This window comes from Pseudomonas sp. FG13, from assembly GCF_057809755.1.
Map to the genome: position 1 here is coordinate 39063 of NZ_JBMDKO010000023.1, position 19202 is coordinate 58264.

General features: G+C 57.4%; 19 protein-coding genes. 6 read left to right on the forward strand and 13 right to left on the reverse strand.

The window, feature by feature from the left end:
* Window positions 1-169: 169 nt before the first annotated feature.
* Window positions 170-514, forward strand: coding sequence for a DinB family protein (locus tag ACODTO_RS18490; protein WP_489106874.1), 345 nt, complete (start codon window positions 170-172; stop codon window positions 512-514).
* 55 nt (window positions 515-569) lie between these two features.
* Here the strand turns inward: ACODTO_RS18490 and ACODTO_RS18495 are convergent, their stop codons facing one another.
* Window positions 570-1463, reverse strand: coding sequence for a dihydrodipicolinate synthase family protein (locus ACODTO_RS18495; protein WP_041021434.1), 894 nt, complete (start codon window positions 1461-1463; stop codon window positions 570-572).
* Between the two features lie 29 nt (window positions 1464-1492).
* Window positions 1493-2188, reverse strand: coding sequence for a B3/B4 domain-containing protein (locus ACODTO_RS18500; RefSeq protein ID WP_041021433.1), 696 nt, complete (start codon window positions 2186-2188; stop codon window positions 1493-1495).
* Between the two features lie 160 nt (window positions 2189-2348).
* On the opposite strand from ACODTO_RS18500, the gene ACODTO_RS18505 reads away from it, so the two are divergent.
* Window positions 2349-2951, forward strand: a complete 603-nt coding sequence (locus tag ACODTO_RS18505) for a cupin domain-containing protein (protein WP_489106852.1) — start codon at window positions 2349-2351, stop codon at window positions 2949-2951.
* Window positions 2952-3373: 422 nt separating this feature from the next.
* Here ACODTO_RS18505 and ACODTO_RS18510 read toward each other — a convergent pair whose 3' ends face one another.
* The 4 genes from ACODTO_RS18510 to ACODTO_RS18525 all read right to left on the reverse strand — a co-directional run bounded on the left by ACODTO_RS18510 (window position 3374) and on the right by ACODTO_RS18525 (window position 6789).
* Window positions 3374-3766 (reverse strand): RidA family protein, encoded by a 393-nt coding sequence (locus tag ACODTO_RS18510; protein WP_175384930.1) that lies wholly within the window; start codon window positions 3764-3766, stop codon window positions 3374-3376.
* Between the two features lie 955 nt (window positions 3767-4721).
* The gene (locus ACODTO_RS18515; protein ID WP_489106853.1) at window positions 4722-5492 is read right to left on the reverse strand and encodes a molybdopterin-dependent oxidoreductase; all 771 of its coding nucleotides are present in this window, start codon (window positions 5490-5492) and stop codon (window positions 4722-4724) included.
* The gene (locus ACODTO_RS18520) at window positions 5485-6108 is read right to left on the reverse strand and encodes a cytochrome b/b6 domain-containing protein (RefSeq protein WP_055136989.1); all 624 of its coding nucleotides are present in this window, start codon (window positions 6106-6108) and stop codon (window positions 5485-5487) included. Before ACODTO_RS18520 ends, ACODTO_RS18515 begins: the two co-directional genes overlap by 8 nt.
* 69 nt (window positions 6109-6177) lie before the next feature.
* Window positions 6178-6789, reverse strand: a complete 612-nt coding sequence (locus tag ACODTO_RS18525) for a hypothetical protein (RefSeq protein ID WP_175363373.1) — start codon at window positions 6787-6789, stop codon at window positions 6178-6180.
* Between the two features lie 216 nt (window positions 6790-7005).
* On the opposite strand from ACODTO_RS18525, the gene ACODTO_RS18530 reads away from it, so the two are divergent.
* Together ACODTO_RS18530 and ACODTO_RS18535 are read left to right on the forward strand one after the other, a co-directional pair.
* Entirely contained in the window at window positions 7006-7701 is a 696-nt protein-coding gene (locus ACODTO_RS18530; RefSeq protein WP_139645597.1) for a heavy metal response regulator transcription factor, read from the forward strand.
* A complete protein-coding gene (locus ACODTO_RS18535; RefSeq protein ID WP_489106854.1) occupies window positions 7674-9068 on the forward strand; it encodes a heavy metal sensor histidine kinase in 1395 nt (464 codons plus the stop codon). Before ACODTO_RS18530 ends, ACODTO_RS18535 begins: the two co-directional genes overlap by 28 nt.
* A gap of 51 nt (window positions 9069-9119) precedes the next feature.
* On the opposite strand, the gene ACODTO_RS18540 is transcribed toward ACODTO_RS18535, so the two are convergent.
* Window positions 9120-9626, reverse strand: a complete 507-nt coding sequence (locus ACODTO_RS18540) for a nuclear transport factor 2 family protein (RefSeq protein WP_024778524.1) — start codon at window positions 9624-9626, stop codon at window positions 9120-9122.
* A gap of 78 nt (window positions 9627-9704) precedes the next feature.
* Window positions 9705-10463 carry an SDR family oxidoreductase gene (locus ACODTO_RS18545; protein ID WP_489106855.1) on the reverse strand — a complete coding sequence of 253 codons (759 nt, stop codon included), beginning with the start codon at window positions 10461-10463 and terminating at the stop codon, window positions 9705-9707.
* 222 nt (window positions 10464-10685) lie between these two features.
* Between ACODTO_RS18545 and ACODTO_RS18550 the strand changes: the two genes are divergently transcribed.
* Window positions 10686-12143, forward strand: a complete 1458-nt coding sequence (locus tag ACODTO_RS18550) for an MFS transporter (protein ID WP_175363375.1) — start codon at window positions 10686-10688, stop codon at window positions 12141-12143.
* A gap of 1 nt (window position 12144) precedes the next feature.
* Here the strand turns inward: ACODTO_RS18550 and ACODTO_RS18555 are convergent, their stop codons facing one another.
* Window positions 12145-13005, reverse strand: coding sequence for a LysR family transcriptional regulator (locus tag ACODTO_RS18555; RefSeq protein WP_489106875.1), 861 nt, complete (start codon window positions 13003-13005; stop codon window positions 12145-12147).
* Between the two features lie 118 nt (window positions 13006-13123).
* Between ACODTO_RS18555 and ACODTO_RS18560 the strand changes: the two genes are divergently transcribed.
* The gene (locus tag ACODTO_RS18560) at window positions 13124-14986 is read left to right on the forward strand and encodes an NAD(P)-binding domain-containing protein (RefSeq protein ID WP_489106856.1); all 1863 of its coding nucleotides are present in this window, start codon (window positions 13124-13126) and stop codon (window positions 14984-14986) included.
* A 196-nt stretch (window positions 14987-15182) separates the two neighbouring features.
* Here ACODTO_RS18560 and ACODTO_RS18565 read toward each other — a convergent pair whose 3' ends face one another.
* The 4 genes from ACODTO_RS18565 to ACODTO_RS18580 form a co-directional block, all read right to left on the reverse strand.
* Window positions 15183-16469, reverse strand: coding sequence for a type II toxin-antitoxin system HipA family toxin (locus ACODTO_RS18565; RefSeq protein WP_139645588.1), 1287 nt, complete (start codon window positions 16467-16469; stop codon window positions 15183-15185).
* Window positions 16462-16779 (reverse strand): helix-turn-helix domain-containing protein, encoded by a 318-nt coding sequence (locus tag ACODTO_RS18570; RefSeq protein WP_055136979.1) that lies wholly within the window; start codon window positions 16777-16779, stop codon window positions 16462-16464. Before ACODTO_RS18570 ends, ACODTO_RS18565 begins: the two co-directional genes overlap by 8 nt.
* A 379-nt stretch (window positions 16780-17158) precedes the next feature.
* Complete coding sequence (locus tag ACODTO_RS18575) at window positions 17159-18181, reverse strand: histone deacetylase family protein (protein WP_489106857.1); 1023 nt, start codon at window positions 18179-18181, stop codon at window positions 17159-17161.
* 87 nt (window positions 18182-18268) lie between these two features.
* On the reverse strand, window positions 18269-19201 hold the full coding sequence (locus ACODTO_RS18580; protein WP_489106858.1) for a 2-hydroxyacid dehydrogenase: 933 nt from the start codon (window positions 19199-19201) through the stop codon (window positions 18269-18271).
* Between the last annotated feature and the right edge of the window lies 1 nt (window position 19202).

A 19202-nucleotide genomic window follows, 5' to 3' on the forward strand; every position in this document is an offset into this window, starting at 1 on the left:
GCCGACAATGCTTAGAAATGGGAGAACACCATGTGTGCCAAGAATCTGCTGCACTCGCTTTATCAGTACAAGGCATGGTCTGAGGAGGTGTTATTCAGGTGCTTGAAAGCGCCCATTTCGCAGTCGTTTCCTGGGGAAATGGAAGAAGGCCTGTTATTGGCTCAGGCACATCAATATTGTGGACCAACTATTCATCGCCAGACTGCAGGGAAAACCGGAGGAATTTGACGACGTCGTCACTGAGCAGCGGCAAGACACTCGTCAGTTGGAAGAGGCTTTCACAACGGCAAATCAATGGTTTGTCGATTACACGAATTCAGTCACTGCAAAGGAGCTGTCTGAACCGGTGGAATTTATTTTCAAGGATGGCAAACCCGGCAACATGACCAAAGAACAAATCCTTGCTCACGTGCTTTCTCATGGCCTGCAGCATCGAGGAAGTGTTAGCACGATCCTTCCCAGGGAAATCCTGGAGGGACACCAAGATCATTTCCCAACGTTTTTGAAACTGTAGGCAGTTGGATTTCTGCCTCCGCAACTGTGATGAGGCAGAGTGTTCACCGCAGTGCTCAGCTCAATTCGAGCGCGTCTATCACCGCTGCAATTTGCTTGCGTCCTTCCCCTTCGATGGTTCTAAGCGGCAAAGGCACGCTCGGAGAGTGAGTAATACCGCGTAGCTCCGCTGCAGTGGCTATCACGCGAAAGCTACCGCCGAATTGGCTGAACAATGCCCAAAGCGGCTTCAAGGATTCGGAGAGGCGCATAGCCTCAAAGGCGTCACCTGACAATGCTGCTCGTGTGATGGCGAGCGCCGTATTGGGGAACAAACCGCCCATGACCGAATACCAGGCATCGCAGCCGGCATTCATTCCAACAGCGGCAAACGCATCGCCGCTTATTCCAATAGTCACGTGACTCGGAATCAATTTCCGCAGGCGCACCACACGCTCCCTGGCCAGATGCGGCGCCTCGGGGACGCCAGGGATTTTGATTGAGCTGACATTGGGTAGCTCTGCAATACGCCCGTGTAACTCATCGGTAAATTCGAAATGAGTGGTACCAGGATTGTCATAGATACATAGCGGGATTGAGACGTTGGCCGAAACCATTTCGTACATCGAGAACACATCGTCCTGAGTCAGTTTTTGATATGACACGGGTGGCAGCAGCAAGGCTTTGACCCCCACGGCTTGCGCATCCTCAGCCAGCAGCAAAACGTCGCGTGTACGCAGCGCGCCGATGCTCACCATCACAGGCACGTCCTCCGCAGCCTCTACTGCCAACTGAGCAACTCGAGAACGTTCGGCTCGAGAAAGATACGCATAGCTTCCGGTGGATCCTAGAGCCCCGATGGAATCTACTTTAGCTGCCACCAATTGCTGCACAAGACAAGTAAAAGCATTTTCGTCCACACCCTGCTCATCCATAGGGGTCAGAGGAAATGCACTAAGACCGGTAAACATCGTCATCACTCCTTGCAGTGGTCTATCGACTATTTGGCCCCAGGACCAATCAGTGAGCTTTCGATCTGGACGCCTGGCATCATTTGCTGCAACCCTTCGATGAGTTTGTCCCCCGCTTCCGTCAAGGCTTCAAGCGGCATCGCCGGCAGACTCTCCAGAATGAACCACATGCTCCTCGCGTCAGCACCGAGACGGGTCCTGACACCTTGCCGCCAATTCCAGCGACGGCAGGTCACGCCTTTGTCATCGCGCCAGACAACCTCGCCGGCATCCGGATACTCGAAGGCAGCAGCACCCTCTTTCATCGTGTCAAAAGGCTCAGTGCCATCAGCGACTACCAGCCGTGGGGAGCCCACATAGGCTTCAATGTTTTCCCCGCCAACCGGGATGGCGTACTCAATGCTGATTGCGTTGTAGAGATCGACGATGGGATCCAGGCTAGGCAAGCTGCCGTCACGTAAAACTCGTTTACGCAGCGCTTCAGCTGAACAAGGTGTGCGCTGCGGCTTGGCCCCAAACTTTCGAAAGGTCTCAGCCCATGCAGCCAGATGGCCTTCTCCCCAGCTTGGCCCACCTTCCTGCACAGCCTTGCAAGCACGGTCCAGCGCAGCCTGGGCCACCTCAGGATGAGCCAGTGGTGCAGCTTCCACCACGATACTCAGGGCCCTGAACTCCGGCGCCAGCTCGGCAACGGCTTGATCGATTAACGGCAGTACGGACAGCATCAAAGACCTCCAGGAACCTAAATGTCATTTCATGCTAGTCAGCGACGACCAATAAAGTCAATATAATGACCATTATCATCTGCTATAACGGCTGAGCCGATTGACGGAGCTACTTATAAAGGCCGAGAATCCCAGCACTTTTTTCTCATGACCTTCATCAATGACCACCAATACCAGTCTGTCGACTACCCCTGGCGCTGATGCTCATGCCGTCAACCTGGCCGTTGCGCGCACACTTAAACAGGCACGCAAAACACAGAAGATCACGTTGGATGAACTTTCCCGCCGTGCTGGCGTGAGCAAAGGAATGGTTGTTGAAATAGAGAAATGTACGGCGAACCCCAGTATCGGCATCCTTTGCAAAATCGCCGCCGCGCTGGGCCTGTCCGTTGCAGACATCGTCAATGTGAGCGAGGCCCCATCCGCCCATATCATCGACAGCCAAGATATCCCCACGCTCTGGACCGGGGACCTGGGAGGAACGGCGCGCCTTCTGGCTGGAACGTCCGGACCTAATATGATCGAACTGTGGCGTTGGGAAATGCACCCAGGCGAATCCTTCTCTTCACAGGGGCATCCTCAGGGCACGCTTGAGCTGTTTCATGTGGAAAAAGGCGCGCTGAAATGTGTGGTAGGGGAAACAGAGTTGGTCATTCCTGCGGGGAGTTCGGCAGTGGCCAAAACCGATGTCCCCCATTCCTATTCCAACGCTGGCAGATCGAAGTTGGTATTCACTATGTCCGTGACGGAGATGCATCAGTAGATAGCAGCAGGCTGGCAGTCAGTAAGCATCTGCAAAGTGGACGAACCTGCCAATTTCAAAGGGGTTGTACCACTGAACCCGATCAATTACTGCGGTGGATCACCGCCAAGGCGCGCATTCACAATTGCTCGAGCAGCGCATGTGACTGGGGGCAAAATTGGGGGCACATTTAGCGTTTTTCAGCCTTAAAATACCGTTCTAGAGCCCTGTTAAAATGTTCTTTGGCGACCCTGAGAGTCTTTAGGTTTCGTCGGACAGGCTGTTCGGCTGATCATTTCTGCCTTTCCCGCTGCTGTTCACAAACGCCACGCAAGGACGTTCTCACATCTGCCGGCGCAGCGGGCGAGGAAAATTTCAGATCTACTGCCGCTTAGAGGGCCCCCCTCTCCAAGCGTTGTACATTCACATGTCTATGAGAAAAATTATCGCCCTACGGCGACGCATTTGATCTCCACGAGAAGGCCGGGGCGAGCCAGCTCGGCGACACCTATGCATGTCCATGCACAAGTACTCCGAGGAAAGACTTCATCTTTCACGCGTCTGAAAATTGGCATGTGGAGGTGCATATCGACGTGATAAGTTGTCATTTCGACGACATCTTCAAATGTGCAGCCACCGGCTTCCAAGACAAGCCGGAGATTGTCCCATGCTGCCAGAAACTGCTGCTCAGGGTCTTCGATAACTGATAATTCGGGCGTCCGGCCTACCTGGCCAGCGCAATAGAGCGTTTTTCCTACCTTTACAGCTGGTGCATAACCAGCATGCTCGCAGAGCAATCTCATGCTATCTGGAACGATGATCTGACGATCAGTCATGATTGTGGAATCCAATATATAAACGGATACGAAAGCTGACTCATATGCCAGAGCGGCGTCCACCCGGGTCACACGCGGAATCTGAACAATTGACCCGCCGCCTGCTTCCTTCAATGGGTAGGATAATCAGAGGTCCACAGTAATCGCCGAAGCTGCATTCCCCGTAGAAATTCTAGCCCGCGGCGAAAGAGCTATCGAGAGCCGTCTGTTTCCCTCCTTCCTCTGAATCTGACTGGTCGAAAAGATGGATCAAGGCTGGAGAGGGTTTGCGACGGTGCGAAATCCGAATATTGGGGGATCGCAGTGGCGCTCGCATAATCTCAATCGGCATCCAAGTAAGGGTTATCGCGGACAGAGCCACTGCAATGGCGAATGCGTTCAGCCCTCCTCCGCAGATAACGTCAGAGGATATTTCGCTTTCTTCGCCACCAGAAGTACATGTGGTCCGGTCATCAAAGGACTGCAAGTAGAGTGGCCTATCCTCTTCATTCAGGCAGCGCTGTTGGGTAACCTCACTGCTAGCCAAAACGCCTCGAACGGGGAAGTTGAAGTTCCCCCTATCCAGGCCACTGGCTCGCGTACCTGGCGCTGATCGACCTGGTCTGCTCGGAGCGCTGTCCGCACGCTTGCGCCATGCCAACATTTGAAGCATTGCTTCCATCTCCGGTCGGCGTGACAAGTTCGTGGTTGAGTCTGATAACAGCTGTGCACTTGGTGTATCCGGCTGCTGCACATGTGACCTGGACTGAGCCTGCAAGAGGGAGCGGAAATCAGCTCCATTGGCAGGAGCTTGCATTTTGCTTTCTGAAGGCGGCAGCACTGTTGGAGCTGGCACCACCGCAGAAATACCGGTCATAAGAGCACCTCATACAATTACGGATGGCATTACTCACTCCGATGCTCCTGCGTTGCCATGCACTAGCAGGACGGAACTGCGCTACTTCGACCTGCCTTATCAGATCCCGCTGAACCAGTTATATCCCTGGTCTTCCCAATACCCGCCCGGGTTGTCGTTGCTCACGACAATCTCGACAACATGCTTGGGGTTTTTAAAGCCTAACTTGGTGGGTACTCGAACCCTGAGGGGATAGCCATACTCGGGCGGCAATGCGACGTCAGCGTAATCCAGTGCCAGCAGCGTTTGTGGGTGCAAGGCTGTTGGCATGTCCAGACTGGAGTAATAACGATCAGCACATTTGAAACCGACAAATTTCGCTGTGGTGTCGGCCCCGATGTGTTCCAGAAAGGTTTTGAGCGGTACACCTCCCCATTGCCCGATCGCGCTCCAGCCTTCAACACAGATCAAACGGGTGATATCGCTACGTTGCGGCAGCTTGCGTAAGCTTTCGAGTGTCCAGGGTGCCTTGTCCCTGACCCGGCCGGAGACGGCGAGCGAGTAACTTGCCGAGTCCACCTCTGGAATGTCGTCCTGACCATAGAATGCGTTGAACGGAAATGGCGTGGTGATCTGCGCCCTTGTGAAGGTCGGGGCCAGTTTCCGTCCGCTGAACAGCCAGGCCTGGACCTGATCGTTCCAGCGCGACATGGCCCAAAGGACCTTGTCGACCTGATCGCCGTCCTGCAAGTTGCAACCGGTCAGCATCGACATCGCGCCCACGGTCAAACCAGCACGAAGAAAATGGCGGCGCTGGATATTTTCCAGCTCAAGCTGTTGCGAAGGTTCAAGCCTGATGCGCTGAGCAGTTCTTTCTTTGCGTTCAATCATGGCCTTTTTTCCCGGTTTCCAAAGACCGCACACCACCTGTAATCATTGGCAGCAGGGTCCTGGGCACCAGCATTACCAACGCAAGATGAATCACGACGAATGCAGCAATCACCGCCATCGCCCCGAAATGTACATAACGTGCAATGTCATAGCCGCCCAGCAGCGCGACCAACGCTTGAAGTTGAATGGGCTTCCAGATCGCCACGCCCGAGATAACGACGAGTGCGCCTGCCACCAGCACCATCCAGTACATCAGACGCTGCACTGCGTTATAGACGCCCTTTTCATGCACCAGCCGTAAGCGCAAAGCGTCCGTCAAATCATGCTTCAACGCAGCAAGCCCTATGGGCAGCAACTCACGTTTGAAATGCCCACTGGCGAACCCATACAGCATATAAATGGCGCCGTTGATCAGCAGCAGCCACATGAATGCGAAATGCCATGCCAGCGCTCCACCCAGCCAACCGCCCACGGTCACTGCCAACGGAAACCTGAAGCCGAACAGTGGCGAGGCGTTGTAAATGGCCCAACCGCTCATGAACATGCAGGCCATGCAGGCAGCGTTGAGCCAGTGGGTGAGGCGAACCGGCCAGGGATGAAGCTTTTTCTGTCTCACGTGTTTCCCCTTGGAAGCCATCCATGTAGCGGAGCGTTGCCAAACGGCAGCGCCCTGCCTTTCAAGTGATTACATCGGCGGTTGGAAGCCATCCTTGCCAACCGCAATGCCGCGCGCGGTGGTTCCATCTGCTGCCGGGAACACGACAATTTTCGTACCTTTGACCAGTTCATCGGCTTTGCCTGGCTCGACGTAGGCGATTGGCACATCATCCGGTACGACGATTTGTTTCTCGCCGCCCTTGTAGTTGACGGTCAATGTACGGCCGTCCGCCTTGGACAGTTTCCCCACGGTACCGTTGGTCATGGTGCCTGTGCTGCCATCCGCGTTCTGCCAGCCGTAATGACCTTCGCCGCTGCCCTTGAGGCTGGCGTCGAATACCGTGACCTCCAGCGCCTTCAATGTTCCGTTGGCCTGAGGGATGGCCGCAGAACCAATGAAACTGTCGGATTTGATCGAGTCGATATTGGCCTTCGATACCCGGTTGATACCGGTCTTGTCTGTCAGTCCGATAGTCTGCTGAGCGCCAGAGCGGACAGTGAATGTCAGAGTATTGTTGCTGACGCTTTCCACCGTGCCACGCAGAGGTTTGATTACCGGCATGTCGGCCGCGGTGGCGATGACGGCAGCACTGAGCATCAACAGACCGAACGTGGTAGATAGGGCGTGTTTGCGTTGCATGGCGACGATTCCTCATTGGTTGATGTGCCGCCATCCTCGTCCGCAGACCGGGACGTCACGATGACCGCCGAATGACATTTTTGTCATTCGCCAGCCCCTTCCAATGAATGACAGAAATGTAACCAACTGCGCCGGCTCATCTCGTTACACTGCGCAGCCGATATACCGATGTCGCGGGCTGAATCCCGTCATGAAGAGACCCGAGCGCGCCTCACGATGCATATCCTGCTGATCGAAGATGACACCAAAACAGGTGAGTACCTCAAAAAGGGGCTCGGCGAGTCCGGTTACAACGTCGACTGGACCCAGCATGGTGCCGACGGCCTGCACATGGCCTTGCATACCACCTACGACCTGATCGTGCTGGACGTCATGTTGCCCGGGATCGACGGGTTCCAGATCATTGAGCTCTTGCGCGCCAGACAAGACGTACCCGTGCTGTTCCTCACCGCGCGCGACCAATTGCATGACCGCATTCGCGGCCTGGAACTGGGCGCCGATGATTACCTGGTCAAACCTTTTTCGTTTACCGAACTGCTGTTACGCATCCGCACCATTTTGCGTCGCGGAGTAGCGCGCGAAGCCGACCATTTCCACCTCGCAGACTTGGAGCTGGATCTGGTGCGGCGCCGCGTTACGCGCCAACAGCAGGTGATCGTGCTGACCAACAAAGAGTTCGCCCTGCTGCATCTGTTTCTGCGCCGGGCAGGCGATGTGCTGTCAAGGACACAGATCGCTTCGGAAGTCTGGGACATGAATTTCGACAGCGATACCAACGTGGTGGACGTAGCGGTCAAGCGTCTGCGCAACAAGGTCGACCAGCCCTATCCGATCAAGCTGATCCATACCATTCGCGGTATCGGCTATGTCTGCGAGGTGAGGCCATGCGGTCCCGACGCCCACCCTCTCTGACCCTGCGATCGACCGTGGCGTTTTCCATGGTAGCGATGCTGGCCGTGGCCGGTGCGGGCGTCTATCTGTATCAGACGATGAAAGCCTCGGTATTGATATACAGCGATCATGCGGTCATGGGCCGTTTGGAGCACTTTCGTAAGCTGCTGCACTACGAACTCGCCATCGAGAAACTGCGCGACAGCCCGCAGATTTTCAAGAACATGCTCGACAGCGAAGACGACATATTCATCATTGAAGAATCCGGACAGCAACCGGTCATCCAGGTAAATCCACTCAACGTCACGTTGCCTGAACTGCCCGTGATCGGCCAGGATACAAAGCTGAGCGTCAGTGACCTGCGCAGCGGCGTGACCGATTCGGGAACAATGCTGCGCGCCGCCACCGTCGTCACCACGTCAGGTGGGCGCGAAGTCCGACTGACGGCAGCGCACCTCATGGGCAAGGAAATGGCTATGCTCGCGGCGTATCGCGAACGTATCTACCTGGCCGTTGCCCTTGCCTTTCTAGCGACAGCGTTGCTGGGTTACCTGGTGCTGCGTCGAGGGCTGCGCCCGTTGCGAAAAATGGCCGCCCATGCGGCAGCCATAACACCCGAACGTCTCCACAGCCGCATGGACAGCGCCGATACGCCGGTTGAACTGCAACAACTGAGTGACGCCTATAATGCGATGCTCGATCGCCTTGCTCAGGGTTATCAGCGATTGACGCAATTTTCCGCGGACCTGGCCCATGAAATCCGCACGCCGGTGGGGTCGCTCATGGGGCATTGCCAAGTCGCACTACGCCAGCGCCGCAGCGAGGACGACTATCAGGCACTGATCGCGTCGAACCTTGAAGAGCTCGAACGGATCTCGCGCATCGTCGAAAGCATTCTGTTCCTTGCACGCGCCGATGAGTCGCACGCGGTGGTGGAGCGCCAGCAACTATCGCTCCATGACGAATCACAGCGCATTGCCGAATATTTTGAGGGCTTGGCTGAAGAGCGGCGAATGACCGTACAGATAACAGGCGATGGCAACGTGCTCGCAGACCCTTTGCTGCTGCGCAGAGCCTTGAGCAACCTGGTGGCAAACGCCGTTCGCTATGCCTACGAGGGCACCGAGATCCAGATGCGGGTGATGGAAACTCCCGGTGGAGCCCGCATTGAAGTGGAGAACCAGGGGCCTGTGCTGAGTGACGAAACCTTGGGCAAACTCTTCGACCGCTTTTACCGCGGCGATGCGTCTCGCCACCAGAACTCTGACTCCTACGGCCTTGGCCTCGCCATCGTCGTGGCAATCATGCAACTGCATGGAGGTCACGTGCGTGTCGAACAGCCAAAGCCCGGGATTATCCGTTTTACGCTGTCATTCCCTGCAGCTTGAACGACATCAGCGGGCATCGCTTGTCGTTCGCGGCTCTTACTGAACATCATGTCATCGCTTTGAAAGCGTACTCAGGCTCTGATGTTGGCTCACTGCGTACTTTTCATCGCCCGCTACGGGTACCCAATCTTTCAACGGTGTCAGGAAGTGCAGTTCAAAACGACGTGACAAGAACGCCCATCTTCCATCCCGCCGTTCAAACCTGTCGTGGTACAGCCCGCTGACTTGAACCGGGCCTTTTTCAATGTCATGAAACAGGCAATCCGCAGCTACCGTACCCGCCGCGCTGTCACCTTCGATTTCAATCAGCGGGTTAGCCATCCAGTGATGCATGTGTGGCATCTGTCGCCAGCTGTTTTGCGCCATCGCGAGGATTTCTTCTCGGTTCCCGGCCTGGCCGAAACCCGGAAGATCCAGTGTCGATTCTTCATGCCAGATACCGCTCAGGAGCGACACGTCGATGCGGTCGAAGGCATTGGCGTAAGCGCTGATCAGCGACTCCAGAGCGACGCGGCTTTCCAGTGCGTCCAGTCGGAGAGTCAGTTCTTCAATGTTCATGATGAGGTTTCCTGCCGAGGCTTTGCAAAAGCGACAAAGGCAGCCCTTGTCAGGGCTGCGCTACGGTTCAACAAGTATTCAGATCTGCGACAGGCCGCCATCGACCATCAGCTCCACACCGTTCACATATTTCGCATCGGCAGACGCAAGGAACAGCGCTGACGAGGCGATTTCTTCAGGTTGGGCCATATACCCCAGCGGAGTGATCTGCTCGACGTGTTGGCGCAGCGCGGCAATGTCGCTTTCGCTCATCTTCAAGCCGTTATCCATCAGAGGCGTGCGGGTGAAGCCAGGGCTCAGAACATTCGCTCGAATTTTGCGCCCCTTGAGTTCGTTCGCCCAAGTCCTGGCGAAGGACCGCACTGCAGCCTTGGATGCGTTGTAGAGGCTCAGTCCTTCCATGCCATTGCTGGAACAGATCGAGGCCGTCAGCACGATCGAAGCGCCATTTCTCAACAACGGCATCAATGTCTGCACGGTAAAAAAGACCCCCTTCACGTTAATGTCGAACATGTTGAAATAGGCGGCCTCGGTGGTCTCGCCCAGCGGGTTCTTTTCGCAAATACCTGCGTTGGCAAACACTGAGTCCAGTTGATCGTTGCGCGCCTCAATCGTCGCCTTGAGCTTGTCTAGATCAGCCTGGCGGGCGACATCGGAAATGACCGCGACCGCCCTATCGCCAAGCTTGGCCACCGCCGCCTCCAGCGTAGCTGCCGAGCGCCCGGTGAGGTAAACGCGCTTGGCGCCCTCGGCAATCAAACCCTGCGCAATTGCAAACCCGATCCCGCTGGACGCCCCGGTGACGACGGCAACCTGATCAGCGAATTTACCTGACATATCTGACTCCTCAATCTCGGTTATGTGGCTCGATTGGAGCCACAGTGCTGCCATTTTGCGAGGAGTCAGGGGCTGGGCGGCACTGCCATAAATGAACATTGGACGTTCATTTATGTGAGGCGTAAGGGACGGTTTGATCGTTTAGATTGGAGTCAGCTGATTCAGAGCATGACCCGCAATCGAGAATATTCTGGAACCGAAGGGTTCCAGGAAGGAGACCTTATGCCTCAGAAAGAAATCGCCCTCCCGGAACCGCGGCGCTGGTTGATGTTTGCCATCTTGCTAGTCGGTGCATTTTTACCGCCGCTGGATTTTTTCATCGTCAATGTAGCGCTGCCTTCAATTCAGCAATCGCTGGGCACGGCTTCCTCCGCAGAACAGTTGATCATCTCCTCGTATGCGGCGCTTTATGCCGTGACGCTGATTACCGGCGGACGACTGGGAGACATCTTTGGCCGCATGAGAATGTTCTTCGTTGGCCTGATTGGCTTTGCCATTGCCTCACTGATCTGCGGTGTCGCCGAGTCCCCCTGGGTGTTGATCGCCGGACGCTCGCTGCAAGGCGTGACGGCAGCCATCATGGCGCCTCAGGCACTCGCATCGGTGCAGGCGATATTTCCCGACTCCGAAAAGCCCTTGGCACTGAGCCTGTATGGCGCGGTCTTTGGTCTGGCATCGGTAGTCGGCCAGGCACTTGGCGGAATATTGATATCGCTCAACCTGATGGATTTGGGCTGGCGGGCGATATTTCTGGTGAATTTACCGATTGCGCTGCTGGTCATCCTGATCGCCATTCCTGTGGTCAAGGAAACACGCGCGCAACAGGCCAGCAAGCTGGATCTGGGCGGAACGCTACTGTCCATGGTGACGCTTGCGGCTCTGATCATTCCACTGATCGAAGGGCGCGAAGCGGGCTGGCCTTTGTGGGCCTGGCTGTCGCTTGCAGCGGTGCCGCTGCTGGCCTGGCTGTTCTGGCGCTACGAAGCCCGTTTGCATCAAGCGCAAGGCGTACCGTTGCTTGATCCTGCCGCACTGCGCGCGCCCGGGCTGGGCCGGGCTTTGCTCGTCGCGCTGACCTTTTACGCGATCGGCGTGTTCTTCCTGCTGTTTTCCATTTATTTACAGGGAGCGCTGCACACGAGCCCACTCAATGCAGGCCTCATCTTCCTTCCTTTCGGCGCTGGATTTTTGCTGGGACCGCTTTCCACCCCTCAGTTCAGGCGTTTTCTGGGGGCATACGTCAATCCGCTCGGCATGGGGCTTGAAGTGTTGGGATTCATTCTCCTGGCCTGGCTCGTGGCGCACACGCCGATGTCCGTCAGCCCCGCTGCGCGGCCCCTTGCCGTCGTCCTCTTTCTGATCGGCTTTGGACAGGGGCTGGCACTCCCGACACTCATGCGCATGATCACAGGACGTGTGGCACCGATGTATTCCGGCATGATTGCGGGCGTTACCAGCTCCACCCTGCAAATCAGCACGTCACTGAGCGTGGCAATAATAGGCGGCATTTTTTACACCCTTCTGGGCACGGATACGAACGCGTCTGCCATCACCCACGCCTTCACCGTCTCCATCCTCTGCATCGCAGCATGCCTGGCGGTAGGCGCGGGACTAAGCCTGACCCTGGCGCGCCAACCTGCTGCAGAGCTGCAAACGGCGGCCATGCGCCCAGCAGAGTGAGTCAACCGTCTGCCTGATTGCCGATCATGATGGCGGCAAGATCGGCAAGCGCACGAAGGCTGTCCATCTGGCGCATGTCCTGGTGGTAGCCCATCCATATGTCGCGGCCCGGTGGCGGCTCGTGCGAATCAATCAGCCTCAGCGCCGTCAATTGGTCGCCCAGGGCGCGGGGCAATACGGCAACGCCCTGCCCCTGCGCGCACATTTGCGCCTGGACTGTGCGGCTGCTACTGGTGAACACGGTACGCGCCAGAGGGTAACGCTGCTGCAGCCACTGCACATCGGGATAATGAGACTGGGCAACACTCATGGTGATCAAACCAACCCCTTCGCCCTGTGGCTCGGGGTCAGCAGTTCCGACGGCCGTGTATAACCCGTAGCTCAGGGAGATCAGCTTGCGGTGGACAATATCGGGTTCGGTGAAAGGGACGATTCGAAACGCGATATCGGCGTCGCGACGAGCCAGGTCAAACAATCGATGCCCAGCGATAACCTCAGGCACTATCAGAGGGTAACGTCGCCCCAGTTCACTCAGGACGGGGGCCAGCACATAGCAGGCAAACCAGTCAGCGCAAGAAATGCGCAGCACACCTTCTGGCTGTGCGCTGTCGCCCGCCAGTCGCCTTTCGATGGCCAACGCACTTTGCTCCATTTCCTGCGCCAGGCTGAGCAGTTTCTCGCCGCTGTCGGTGAGTACCAGCCCCTGCGTGGTGCGCAGGAAAATGGGCTGGCCACTGGACTGCTCAAGCACCTGCAAGCGCCGCCCCACGGTCGGATGGCTAACACCCAGCAGCTTGGCGGCAGCGCCCAATGACCCGCTGCGGGCAATCGCGAGAAAGACCCGCACATCACTCCAGTCCATGCCCTGCCCCCGTACAAAAATGAACAGTGAGAGTGCAGCAATGGCAGTGCCGTAGCAATCCCGCGCCCGACATACTTGTCTGCATTCACCTTCGTCGAATACCAACCGGGGACTGTAAATGAACATTGGTTTTATCGGTGTGGGAAGCATGGGCAGAGCGATCATTCCACGGCTCGTCCGGGCTGGCCATCACGTCTCGGCATGGAACCGCAGTCACGCTTCGATCATGGAACTTGAAGGCATCAGCGTTCTCGAATCGCCGGCCTTGGCATTCAAGCAAGAGGTCGTCATCAGCCTGCTGGCCGATGACACCGCCGTCAGGGAAGTGCTGCTGTCCAGCGCAGCTCTGGAAAATGCGGACAGGGCCTGCGTGCACGTCGTGATGTCGACCTTGTCGCCTTCGCTCATGTTGGAGTTGCAGGACGTGCATGATGCGATCGGCATGGCGTTGATCGCGGCACCGGTTTTCGGTGTGCCCGCCGTGGCGGCCAACGGCGAATTGAATATCCTGGCGGCCGGATCGCAGGCGGCTGTCTTGACGGCTCAACCGCTGTTTGACCTGCTCGGGAAAAAGACCTGGTACCTGGGCGATCAGCCTGAGCACGCGTGTATCGCGAAAATCGCTGGCAACATGATGATCACGCAAGCCATCCAGTCGCTGGGCGAAGCAAGCGAACTCGTTCAGCGCCACGGACTCAGCCCCTCGATTTTCATCAACCTCATGACCCAGACCCTGTTCGCCTGCCCTAGTTACCAACGCTATGGGCAAAACATCGTCAACCGCAGTTTTGAACCGGGTTTCAAACTGTCTCTTGGTCTCAAGGATATCAATCTGGCTATTGATGCGGGCCGTCTCAAGGACCTGGAACTAGCTGCTGCGCAAGCTGTGCGATCGAAAATGACCTCGGCGGTGGCCCGGGGGGACGGCGACAAGGACTGGTCGGCTTTCGCTATGCAGACCGCTAGCAGGTCAACCGATCATGCCGCGCAACCCTGGCGAACCGCACCGGTAAAACGCTCGCGGCGTGGCAACTTCTGGGTGACCGGAACCCGCATTACCCAGAACGGTAAAAGCTTCCAGAAGGGATCAATGTACGTAGCCTGGGAAGCCCCCGAGCACATCACTCAAACCTATCCCGTGGTGCTGGTACACGGTGGCACGCTTCAGGGCACCGAGTGGCTGGATACCCCCGACGGTCGCCCGGGTTGGGCGCAGCGGTTCCTCGAAGCGGGCTTTGTAGTCTTCCGCGTCGACCGACCGGGTCACGGGCGATCGCCCTATCATCCCGACATCATGGGGCCGATGGGGCCCGCATTTTCCTATGAGCGCGCCCGCGAAGTCTACTTTCCAGAGGGAGGCGGAGAAACGCAGTGGCCGTTTGAGCCGGATGACGAAGCAGCATTTGACGCCTTCATTGCAGCCTATGGTCCTATGCCGGCTGACCTCGCAGCTTCGCAGGCTCTAGACGCGGATCGACTGGCCGAATTGCTCGACAGAATCGGTAAGGCCATCATCGTTACGCATTCTGCTTCCGGGCCCAGTGGCTGGTTGGTCGCCGATCGTCGATCCGACCTGATCGCAGGGATTGTGGCGGTGGAGCCTATGGGTCCGGTCTTTGGCCACACGCCGGGTATAGGCAGCCTCGAATGGGGACTGACCGCCGCCCCTTTGACCTTTGATCCGCCTCGCAAGACGGCAGAGCAAGTCCGCACAGCAGAACCATCAACCCTGAAAATTCCCGGATTGCAGAGCACTCCGGTAGCGCTGGTGACCGGCGAGACATCAGCGTTTGCTTCTTACGCATCCAGCATCGTCCCTTTCCTGCGAAATGCCGGTGCCAACATTCACCACCTGGATCTACCGGCACTGGGTATTCACGGCAACGGCCACGGATTGATCTATGAACGCAATTCCGATGCGGCTTTCAAGGTAGTCACGCAGTGGCTGGAGAAATCGTTGGGCATGCCCGATCCCGCGTAAAGCACCTGTTCAGGTTCTCCGTCCAATCATGAAAGGACCCAGGGATAGGTACAAACAAGCCCCTTAGAATGGGCCTGTCCCGTGACAACGGACACCAAGACGCTGGTTATCCAGCCTTGTGCCTCAAGCCTTTGGCATATTCGTTCGCAGAACAGCAGCCCACACACCCGGCGCGAGCGCCCGCTCCTCCCGATCTTCAATGGCAACCGCTGCCCGCATGGCCACGGTGTAACCGAGCTACGTTCTGATCGATGCGGCCTTGGATCGTGCGCAAGGTGTCTTGAGTAATAACCTGTGGGTAGAGGTTTTCGGCGATGCTTGCAAACCGGCTCGCCACATCGCAAATGCCGTCAATCATTCTGCCGGCAACGTCCGGTGGCACCTCGGCTTCCTCGGCAAGCCGAAGCATTTGCGTGCGAGAAATCGACAGGGCTTCCCCCATCACATCCATCTGGTGATATCCACTTGGCCCCTCGCAGAAGGTCACGTCGTAAGCCGGCGACAATCTCCATTGACCGTCTTGCGACATGATGTAGGCAAAGTTCTTGGGATGATCGTCTCTGTTGTTGAACGCTACATTGAAGACCGCACGTTCGAAGGCCACCGCCATCTCTCGCACATCGTTGGTACACATCTGTGTTGCCCGCAAGAAGTTGACGTAGTCCAACACCCCTGGAGACCGGTAATTTGCCCCCGTGAAGGCCGCGAGGCTTTGCATGGGTACGCGCAGACCATCGCGACGGTCAAATCGCTTGCTGGCAAACGCCGCCAACCCATCAGGCAGACTGAAGTACTGCGTGTCAGGGGTCTCGATACCGCACATGCGCATGCATTCGGCGTAGACCATTTCGACAGCGCACACCTCTGCATGCTCTTCTTTGGCCGGGAACTTGACCAGCCATGCTTCAAAACCCGCCGTCACGGCAGTGGTAAAACGGCCAGTTTCGGGATCGCGATAGACGAGGGCCTTAGGCCTCGCACCTTGAGGCGAGCCGCCCACCAGCAGCAACGTCTGCAGGAACTCGCCACCGTCTCCATGGAGTACTTCCTGCACTTCGGCGGCAAGCTGCTCCAGCGGGATATGGACTTCAGACGTCTGCCCTTCTGGTGCCACGGGTTCAAACGTCATGGCCCCCATTGCATTGCAACCGATGTAGGCCAGCCGTTCCAGTGAGCCGATACGCGCCGTGGTGAGCCCGCGGCGCCTGAACATACGGTCCATCAGCAACATACCCCACCCGTCCGGCAAGGAGTCGTAAACAGGCCCTGGCAAGTACAGTTGGTGATCTGGAAAATCTCGGCGCAATTGAGCCCCCTCCAACGGGAGCGTGTAGGAGGACAGTTCCAAGCCCCTTTGCCTGGCTTCATTGCTGTACTCGAACACGATCAGCGGGCGCCCGGTCAGGGCAGTCGTGGAGACCAGCGTGCCCCATTGCCATCTCTCGCCCCAGCCCTCGTAGAAGACGTTCACCTGCTCAAGCATTTCCGGGCTTCCTCTTTGTACGAAGACGATTGGCGCTGTTTTCGTAACGCCGAATATCTTCAATGCTGTCCAGCTTTGGCAGGAACAGGCCTTCAAGTTCCTTGGTTCGGCCAAGAGCCATTGCCACCCGAACGACGTTCTCGAATCCGACATTGCGCCCGGCTTCAAGGTTGGAGACTGTGTTTGTGCCGATGCCGGCACGTCCGGCCAAGTCGGCTTGTGTCATGTCCCGCGCCAAACGCTCTGTGCGCAAGCGATCGCAGAGGCGCTTGACGACCTCACCCGGCTTGCTGAAGCTTAAATCCAACATAGCGTGTACCTAGCCCATTCTTTGCCGGTTAATCCACAAAATTATAGAATTAACGTTCAGCTCCTATCAAGCAACTTAATTCCCTAATCCTGTGCCTTATCGCCCAATTTCTAGCTTTGAATACAACTTAATGGATTTATCTATCATAGCGCCAACAGGCAGGGATAATTATTGAGAGCCGTTCAGAACCGTACTCTGGGTGAAGGCTTGCCTTCTACCCAAGCCCAGGGCGCGTTGGGGCAAAAATGGGGGCAAGCTAAATGATAGGGTTGCGCCCGATCACTACTGGAGACAAAACGCCCGGCATTCAGGGTTGCGGTAACCCTCGTTGTTCCCGAGCTGGAAACCGTGCGGGTCAATCAGCCCGGGCGAATGACTATCAGCGCGAAGCGGTCAGGCCGTCGAAGAACCGCGCGGCGTTTTCATCGAGAGTGGCGATGTCGTAACCGCCTTCCTGCACCACTACGCACGGCAGGCCCAGCGCCTTGATTCGCTGCCCCAGCATCCGGAAACCTTCATCGCTAACGGCGACCTTGGACTGCGGGTCGTTTTCGTAGATATCAAAGCCTAGCGACAGCACCAGTACGTCCGGGGCGAAGGCGCGTAAGGCAGCCTCTGCCTGGTCCATGCAAGCGAAGAAATCCGCCTCGCTGGAGCCGTGGGCCATCGGCAGGTTCAAGTTGAAACCCTTACCTCGGCCAGCGCCGGTTTCGTCGTCGAAGCCGGCCACTACCGGGTAAAAGTTGGTGGGGTCGCCATGGATCGACACGTAGAGCACGTCATCGCGGTCGTAGAAAATCTCCTGGATGCCCTGACCGTGGTGCATGTCAGTATCCAGCACCGCGACTTTGGCGAAGTTGCCTCGCAACACCTGGGCAGCAATCGCCGCATTATTCAGAAAACAGAAGCCGCCAGCGCCTTCGGCACGGGCATGGTGTCCCGGTGGACGGCACAGTGCGTATGCGGCGTCGTCGCCTTCGATAATCGCCTGGGCGGCGGCTACCGCACTTTGCGCTGACCAGTAAGCGGCCTGCCAGGTGTATTGGCCAATCGGGCAACTGCCGTCGGCCAGGTAGCGGGCGGTCTTGCCCAGGATTCCGCGCAGCGGATTGCCCTCGCGAATAAAAATGTTCGACATCACCTCATCGCCCCAGTCCTCAGGCACCTCGTGCCATTGCTGGTAAGCGCTGCTCAGGTATTCCAGATATGCCGGGCTGTGCACCGCGGCCAGTGGCGCCAGACCGGAGTCGGCAGGTTCCAGCAGCGGGTAGCCGAGCTTCTTGACCACCGTCAGCAGCGGGTCGATACGCGCGGGGATCTCTAGCGGCTCGCGCATTTGCCCACGCGACAGGTAGGAGCGTGGATGGTGCAGACGCTGTGCCGGATGGAAAAATGTTTTCATGGATGACCTCATGCCAAGACAATTCAGAATGCACACGCCTCGCGCCGACAACGCAGCACGCAACGCAGTGATTAGTTCTCTGTCCGCTCAATAACCCTGTATGGGATCGACCAGATTCTTCAATGCCAGTCCCGCCGTCAGCCGCGAGACGTTGTCGGCGACCTGCTGGGCGATGCATTGATCCGAGGCGGCAGACGCCATGTGCGGTGTCACCCATACCCCAGGGGTGTGCCATAGCGGCGAATCCGCAGGCAGCGGTTCCTGTTCAAACACATCAAGCAAGGCGCCACGCAGTTGCCCGCTGGCCAGGGCCTGTTGCAGGTCCAACTGATTGAGGTGCTGGCCACGTCCGCAATTGATCAAGGCGCTGCCTCGCGCCATGTACTGGAACACCTCGCAGCCCAGTACACCTTGTGTGGCGGTGGTCAGCGGCAGCAAGTTGACGAGCACATCCAGCTCCGCAAGAAACTCCTGCAGCGCGGACACTCCGCTGAAGGTGTTCACACCGTCGATTACCCGAGGCGTGCGAGCCCAACCGCGCACGTCGTAGCCGGCCTCGGCCAGCCGCGTGGCCACCGGTGCCCCGATCGCTCCGAGGCCCATCACCCCGACCTTGAAGCCTTGCGCACGGCGCTGCAGCGGACGTTGCCAGCGTTGCGTGGCGTTGCCGGTTATGACCTGGTCGAAGCCGCGGTGAAAGTGCAGCACCCCCCAGTGCACGTACTCGCTCATACCCTGGGTGTGATCGGGGTCGACGACCCGACATACCGGCAGCGCGGGGTCACGCGAAGGGTCCTGGGCCAAATGATCGACACCCGAGCCAATCGAATACACCAGGCGCAAGTTCGGTAAGGCACCGAGGCTGCCCGCTGGCGGGAACCAGCACACCGCGATCTGGGCCTGCTGTGCGACTGGGTCTTCAGGGCGCAGCACCTGCAAGTGCGGCGCATGGCTGGCGAACAGTCCGGCCAGCCAGTCGGTCAACGCCGGGTTCTGGCACAACAACACGAGACTGGCCATG

What these genes read in the sequence shown, in the direction of transcription:
- ACODTO_RS18495 (WP_041021434.1), bottom strand. Translation starts at nt 1,463, where the DNA reads ATGTTTACCGGTCTTAGTGCATTTCCTCTGACCCCTATGGATGAGCAG.
- ACODTO_RS18500 (WP_041021433.1), bottom strand. Translation starts at nt 2,188, where the DNA reads ATGCTGTCCGTACTGCCGTTAATCGATCAAGCCGTTGCCGAGCTGGCG.
- ACODTO_RS18505 (WP_489106852.1), top strand. Translation starts at nt 2,349, where the DNA reads ATGACCACCAATACCAGTCTGTCGACTACCCCTGGCGCTGATGCTCAT.
- ACODTO_RS18510 (WP_175384930.1), bottom strand. Translation starts at nt 3,766, where the DNA reads ATGACTGATCGTCAGATCATCGTTCCAGATAGCATGAGATTGCTCTGC.
- ACODTO_RS18515 (WP_489106853.1), bottom strand. Translation starts at nt 5,492, where the DNA reads ATGATTGAACGCAAAGAAAGAACTGCTCAGCGCATCAGGCTTGAACCT.
- ACODTO_RS18525 (WP_175363373.1), bottom strand. Translation starts at nt 6,789, where the DNA reads ATGCAACGCAAACACGCCCTATCTACCACGTTCGGTCTGTTGATGCTC.
- ACODTO_RS18530 (WP_139645597.1), top strand. Translation starts at nt 7,006, where the DNA reads ATGCATATCCTGCTGATCGAAGATGACACCAAAACAGGTGAGTACCTC.
- ACODTO_RS18535 (WP_489106854.1), top strand. Translation starts at nt 7,674, where the DNA reads ATGCGGTCCCGACGCCCACCCTCTCTGACCCTGCGATCGACCGTGGCG.
- ACODTO_RS18540 (WP_024778524.1), bottom strand. Translation starts at nt 9,626, where the DNA reads ATGAACATTGAAGAACTGACTCTCCGACTGGACGCACTGGAAAGCCGC.
- ACODTO_RS18545 (WP_489106855.1), bottom strand. Translation starts at nt 10,463, where the DNA reads ATGTCAGGTAAATTCGCTGATCAGGTTGCCGTCGTCACCGGGGCGTCC.
- ACODTO_RS18550 (WP_175363375.1), top strand. Translation starts at nt 10,686, where the DNA reads ATGCCTCAGAAAGAAATCGCCCTCCCGGAACCGCGGCGCTGGTTGATG.
- ACODTO_RS18555 (WP_489106875.1), bottom strand. Translation starts at nt 13,005, where the DNA reads ATGGACTGGAGTGATGTGCGGGTCTTTCTCGCGATTGCCCGCAGCGGG.
- ACODTO_RS18560 (WP_489106856.1), top strand. Translation starts at nt 13,124, where the DNA reads ATGAACATTGGTTTTATCGGTGTGGGAAGCATGGGCAGAGCGATCATT.
- ACODTO_RS18565 (WP_139645588.1), bottom strand. Translation starts at nt 16,469, where the DNA reads ATGCTTGAGCAGGTGAACGTCTTCTACGAGGGCTGGGGCGAGAGATGG.
- ACODTO_RS18570 (WP_055136979.1), bottom strand. Translation starts at nt 16,779, where the DNA reads ATGTTGGATTTAAGCTTCAGCAAGCCGGGTGAGGTCGTCAAGCGCCTC.
- ACODTO_RS18575 (WP_489106857.1), bottom strand. Translation starts at nt 18,181, where the DNA reads ATGAAAACATTTTTCCATCCGGCACAGCGTCTGCACCATCCACGCTCC.
- ACODTO_RS18580 (WP_489106858.1), bottom strand. Translation starts at nt 19,201, where the DNA reads ATGGCCAGTCTCGTGTTGTTGTGCCAGAACCCGGCGTTGACCGACTGG.